5 protein-coding genes are annotated in these 6,146 nt (G+C 40.3%); 3 read left to right on the top strand and 2 right to left on the bottom strand.

The window, feature by feature from the left end:
- The first annotated feature begins 2 nt into the window (after positions 1-2).
- Together purT and DBZ36_RS08355 are read left to right on the top strand one after the other, a co-directional pair.
- A complete protein-coding gene (gene purT / locus DBZ36_RS08350; protein WP_120354443.1) occupies positions 3-1,178 on the top strand; it encodes a formate-dependent phosphoribosylglycinamide formyltransferase in 1,176 nt (391 codons plus the stop codon).
- Positions 1,179-1,189: 11 nt separating this feature from the next.
- Positions 1,190-2,554, top strand: a complete 1,365-nt coding sequence (locus tag DBZ36_RS08355) for a hypothetical protein (RefSeq protein WP_120354444.1) — start codon at positions 1,190-1,192, stop codon at positions 2,552-2,554.
- 23 nt (positions 2,555-2,577) lie between these two features.
- On the opposite strand, the gene DBZ36_RS08360 is transcribed toward DBZ36_RS08355, so the two are convergent.
- The gene (locus DBZ36_RS08360) at positions 2,578-3,366 is read right to left on the bottom strand and encodes a hypothetical protein (protein ID WP_233558104.1); all 789 of its coding nucleotides are present in this window, start codon (positions 3,364-3,366) and stop codon (positions 2,578-2,580) included.
- An 802-nt stretch (positions 3,367-4,168) separates the two neighbouring features.
- Positions 4,169-4,513 (bottom strand): hypothetical protein, encoded by a 345-nt coding sequence (locus DBZ36_RS08365; RefSeq protein ID WP_120354445.1) that lies wholly within the window; start codon positions 4,511-4,513, stop codon positions 4,169-4,171.
- Between the two features lie 808 nt (positions 4,514-5,321).
- On the opposite strand from DBZ36_RS08365, the gene DBZ36_RS08370 reads away from it, so the two are divergent.
- Positions 5,322-5,957 carry a response regulator gene (locus DBZ36_RS08370; RefSeq protein WP_120354446.1) on the top strand — a complete coding sequence of 212 codons (636 nt, stop codon included), beginning with the start codon at positions 5,322-5,324 and terminating at the stop codon, positions 5,955-5,957.
- The last annotated feature ends 189 nt before the right edge of the window (positions 5,958-6,146 follow it).

Raw genomic sequence — 6,146 nt, forward strand, 5'->3', positions numbered from 1 at the left:
CCATGTTAGGTACCGCTTTAAGTCCGAATGCTAGCCGAGCAATGCTACTTGGCAGTGGTGAACTAGGCAAAGAAGTTGCTCTTGAGTTCCAACGACTAGGCGTCGAAGTGATTGCCGTTGACCGCTACCCGAATGCGCCAGCGATGCAAGTTGCTCATCGCTCACATGTGATTGACATGCTTGACTCTCAAGCCCTAAAAGCTGTAATTGCGCTTGAACAACCAGACTTTGTAGTGCCTGAGATTGAAGCTATTGCTACCGCCACCCTATTGGAGCTTGAACAGCAGGGCCTGAATGTAGTGCCCAATGCACGGGCAACCATACTGACTATGGATCGTGAAGGGATCCGTAATCTTGCAGCTCAAGACTTAGGCATTCCTACCTCTGCTTATCGCTTTGCCGATAACTTTGAACAGTTCTCACTGGCTGCGGAACAAATTGGATTTCCATTTGTGACCAAACCAGTGATGAGTTCATCAGGAAAGGGCCAATCTTTAGTTCGTAACCCAGAGCAACTTCAAAAAGCATGGGATTATTCGCAAGCTGGAGGCCGCAGTGGTGAAGGACGGGTTATCGTAGAAGGTTTTGTACCTTTTGATTATGAAATCACCTTGCTAACAGTACGTGCCGTTGACGGAGTACACTTTTGTGCGCCGATTGGCCATCGCCAAGAAGACGGCGACTATCGAGAGTCTTGGCAGCCACAAGCCATGGTTGAAACGGTATTATTGAAAGCTCAAGCCATGGCTGAAAAGGTTGTCAACGAACTTGGTGGCTATGGTTTGTTTGGGGTTGAGCTATTTATTTGTGGCGAAGACGTATTGTTTTCAGAGGTCTCTCCTCGCCCGCACGACACCGGTATGGTCACGCTCATATCACAAGATTTAAGCGAGTTTGCATTGCATGTACGTGCAATTTTAGGTTTGCCAATAGGGAATATACATCAACATGGGCCAAGTGCATCGGCTGTTATTCTTGGCAAAGGTACATCCTCAAATATTGGCTTTTCAAATTTAGAAAATGCCTATCATTGCCCTAACCTACAACTACGTTTATTTGGTAAGCCCGATATTGATGGGCAACGCCGACTAGGTGTGGCACTTAATCGTGCCGACTCAATCGAACTTGCAGTCGATAACGCTAAGCAAGCGGCTGATGCCGTTAACATTAGTTATTAACTAGGACCGCTATGTACACCGGCTATATCAGTGAATTGGAGCTTGGCATGCTGCTGGCTCCAAGTGTTAAGTCCGATGAGTTTGAACAAAATGCCGCTGCTAGTTTTCGGCTCGATTGGGATATTAGCCAACATGTCTCCCAAGTTAACAATTTTGCAGATCTTGAGAGTCTGTCACAATTTCTAATCACTTACCCTGAGACAGCCATCTTGGTCGCTGATTGCCAGGGTCTAAGCGATGAAGAGTTACATCACCTGGCTTTAGTATTGGCCCAGTATCCACATATAACTATTTATATATGCCAAAGCCTGCCTTCAATGGAATTCTCATTAGGGGATTTTTCATTTTGCGCAGATGAGCAACAATTGCTGCAGAATTTAGAACAACATAACGTTGATTCCAAAATTCAATTTATGACATGGAAACAAGCCCTTAAAGTTAGTCTTTATCAGGCCCAAATGGATAGCCGCTTACACCAACGGATTTCTGATATTGGCGTCAGTTGTAGTCGTTATGCCGCAGGCGCAACCCAGTTGGATAAAAGTAATGTCGTTGTAATCGATTTATCCCAAGTTGACGACGACTTTAAAATTTTACTCGATGGCTTATCAGAACTAAAACACTGCCCACCTGTTATTGTCGTCTATCAACAAGCTGATCGTTTTTTCAAGCAAAGCATTGCATTGATCCAGCATCTAAATTTACGTTTAGCCCTTACTGTTACGGTTGATGAGCTAATCGAGTATTTAGAACCCTTAGCTATGACCGCATTCCAAGCTACTCAGCGCTACTTACGTCAGTACACGCCCATAAAAGACTCAGCTCCTCAGCGGGTGTTCAGAACCGATGTTCAACAGGATGTCGCGAGTTGGGCCGGCGTAAACCTAGCGGATTTGCGCACGGAAAAAACGGAAGACTTTTATTGCCTATGCTTTCTCGATCAGGAATTTGAAAATAATCCTTTTGAACAAATTGTGGAGCTTTATCGAGAGGGGAACTTGGATATCACCAAGCTACGCTTGGTTTGTAGTTATGAACAATTAAAGCAGTATTATAACTCTGAGCTACTTCATTTGTTACAAAATGGACTCACCTTAGTTTTATTGGCAACCCAGATCCGAAACTTGCTTATAGAGCCATACTGGCTAGGTGTTTTCGAACAAGCTTTCGTCCCTATCGGCCTATGGCAACAGTTACAAACCGAAGTCATTCGACAGGATCTATGGCGTAGTTTTACCGAGGCTTGTAGTAAAGCGGAGGTACAGATTGGGCTAATTGATGTGCCACCCGAGTTGGCAAAAGATTATCAAGCCCAGGGTTTTGACTATATAGTTGGACGAGTGCCCGTTGAAGCCACGGTTTTTATCGATAAATAGTCTTGATATGCCATTTTTCAAAGTTAAAGTTGATAATTGAACTCGATTCGATGATCTCCATCTAATACATCCACTTTTTGATTCCAGTTAGCAAAATAGCGCACGTTGGCCCGAGGTGTAATCTGATATGAAATAGCCGCTTCATGGGTGATTAGATTATTGTCTTTCGCAAAATAAGTCTCTTTATATTCACGACTACCGACAAGTGTTGTTAACCATACCGGATTGTAATTTATCCAAATTTTATCTGTTAGCGCAAGTTTACCGTAGAAACCCAATACTGCGAATGTACCAGGAACGGTAATACCCTCTTTACTATCATTTTGAATTGAAAAGCCTAAACCGCCAAGGGGGTAGAGTTGCACAGACTTCCACTTAGGTAGGGCTTGTATAATGCTATAGCTGCCATCTGCACTATCTCGATCAAAGTTTAGATTTACATCAAGCTGTGAACCTCTGCCTGAAGTCAAATCAACATTAAAACGACGAAAACGCATAGTATCAATTGAATCGTCTACATTTGTATAAAGCGATTCGTTGTTGTCTCTAAATCCTAGTGAGGCTCCTCCAATACCTTTAATTTCTATAATATTCATCCCCATAGTTGCTTCATTTCCAGTGTCGAAAACTTCACCAAGTTTAAGATTAATTCCTTTGTCAGTGAGACCACCGCCTACTTGGCGATAAACCGCCAATGGGTCTGACATATCTTGTACGTTCTTTGTATCTTCTTGAGATGCCAGCACCGATGGGATGAAAAGCGTATTCAAAATTATTAGTGATTTGCTCAGTCGCTTGCTAAAACTCATCATTTGTTCGCCTATAATCTTAGTGTTATTCAATCATTAGGCATATTTTGACAGTAGCGGGACTTAGGTGGTATCCGAAAAATTACTAATCAACTGCACTACAACGCCATTAACAATGGCCGCCTACACAGCACTAATTGGTGATGTTTTCCGTATAAACTGCGAATTTGACAGCTCTATTCCTTGTAAAAATAATCCATAGATTTAAAAGATAATGGCGAAGAGCTTAGGAAAAGCAAAGTCTACCTTAGAATGAAACAAGCTCGATTAAAGGCTACTCGCAGTTATAAGCTTCATCCTCGTTTTGCAGGGGGACATGTTATTAATACTGCGGATATCTCGCTGACCCTAAGCTTTAATATAGCGAATCCGAATAAATATAAGTGACTGACTTTAAATTACTTTCTAACAAATGAAGGCTGCTTATATCAAGGATTGATATAGATGTTTTTTCCCGACAGGTTGTGAGTTTGACAATGAAGGATACCCCTAAAGCAGGTTTGATTATCTACGAGTTATTGAAGGCTATTTGATGGCGTTCACTTGAGAGCAGGTATTATTTCATTAAAATATGGGGGCCAAATACCTGGTCAGATTGGCGATGTTGTTTATAAGAACAAAACTTTCAACGTTAGTTTGAGTCGGCGCGAAAACTCCCATGGTAAGACTGCCCATAGTTATTTCTTTGCTAAAGAAGAAACTAGTTAAGCGTCCAAGAAATTAGCGGCTTACCACTGTGTGAAGTTAGTAATATTTACTCTACAAGTAAAAAATAGATTTAAGTCAGAACTTTTGGCCGTTAAATTTAAGCCACAGTTTTGAATTCATGAGGAGTTATGCTTTCGATAAATTGACTCTCCAAATCACTAAAAGAGATATAGTTGTATTTTTCACCGCAACTAAATCGTTGCTTAGCATAGGAATCAGTATATGGTCCGATTACAATAACTTTGTTAACAATACTACTGTAACCGTTTTCAATAAACTGCCTATAGAAACGACAGTGCAAAACAACGATGTCATAGTTTAATGTAACGTAGCGTTCTAAATCTAAACAATTGTCAAGTTTTTCCGAAACGATATCCTTTTCCTGAAGAAACCTATTAATTGCCAAGAAAATTGATTCATCTCCAACATAGAGTAATTTCACAACATTATCTCTGATAAAACATGATGTGATGATTGCAAAATGTGAATAATAACAACACTCGAAAAATTACCAGTCCTTCTTTGGGGATTACATACTTGGTTGAGCGGCTAAGCTACAATGTGTGTTATCACTACAGACCAAAAGATCGATAATGCATTGATTAATATCATATTATAGATGCTAGCTTGGTAACAAGAAATTTTGACTCAATGTTTTATTACTCCGACTACAGTTTTCTTTTTCATCCATAGCCTAGCTCAAAAAGCTCTTTTAGCACCTGTATCTCCAATTTGTCCTCCTCATAGATATGTTAAAAAGTCTTGTGAATGTTTATACAATAAAAGTCTTAAGCCCGTAGCCTAATCTTAGATCTCAGTTCATCCAAAGAACCCCTTGAAGAGAAATTATGTGTATGATTGAAGATGGGCAACTAAACTTATTTGAGTCAGTAAGACTGTGTAACAACGCCTCAAAATGTTGTCTACGCCCAGCCTATGAAAATTCAAGGGTAAGCTTGCTTTATAGTAAGGTACTTCTAACACGGATATAGGCCTACTGGGTGACAAAGTGTAGGGTTCGAACGAAACCATATCGAGAAGCTTTTAATAAGTTTTAACCCTTAAACTAAAACTATTTTAGTAGCCTCGTCTAGCTAAGATGTTTTCTATCGAATGGTCGGTAAAACATCGTCTACGAATTAGTAATGAACGCAAAATAACTAAGTAAATACCAAATATGTTTTGCTCTCATATTACCGGTTACCATGGTAATGTTGGCTAACCGTAAGCAGTTTAAGGAAATTCAGCAAATGGAAAAGAAAAGGATTCTTCTTGCAGATGATCATGTCTTAGTAGCGGAGGGAATCAAAAATCTGCTTTCAGAAGACTACGACATCATCGGTATTGTCGAAGATGGCAATGCATTAGTTACCCAAGCTAAAAAACAACGCCCTGACATCATCGTGTCCGACATATCAATGCCAATAATGAATGGCTTAAACGCAGCGGAGAAGATTATAGCTGCTGACATTGGGGTAAAAATTATTTTATTGACCATGCATCCAGAAGTTAAATACGCCTTAAAGGCCTTAGATACAGGGGTCCATGGATATTTGCTAAAACACTCAGCCCCAGAAGAGCTAATTATTGCTATCAAAACGGTTCTTAAAGGCAGAACCTATATTACCCCTGCATTAGCCGCAGATATAATGGATGCTTACAAAAACAGTGATGGTGGTGTTGCTGACCCACTTGAACAGCTAACCACACGACAACGAGAAGTATTACAACTTTTAGTGGAAAGCAATTCAGCAAAAGAAATCGCTAACATTCTTAATATTTCTAGCCGTACCGTAGAGTTTCACAAGTACAAGATGGTCGAAATATTAAACTTGAAAAATGCGAGTGAACTTGTACCCTTTGCAATTAAAAACAACCTTGTTTAAGTTGTCCTGATGTACTTTCTACTCGTTGCTTCTGGCTTGTAAAACTTACATTACTCATGCGACTACAAAGCCAAGTGCTCTTATGAAGAACACTTGGCTGATAGACCTAACTTTGTGAAGGGTTAGCTCCGCACTATTAATGAATATAGTGGGGCTTAATTTGCGGCTTAAGCACTCGCTTTTTCCAGA

The organism is Alginatibacterium sediminis, from assembly GCF_003610775.1.
GTDB lineage: Bacteria > Pseudomonadota > Gammaproteobacteria > Enterobacterales > Celerinatantimonadaceae > Alginatibacterium > Alginatibacterium sediminis.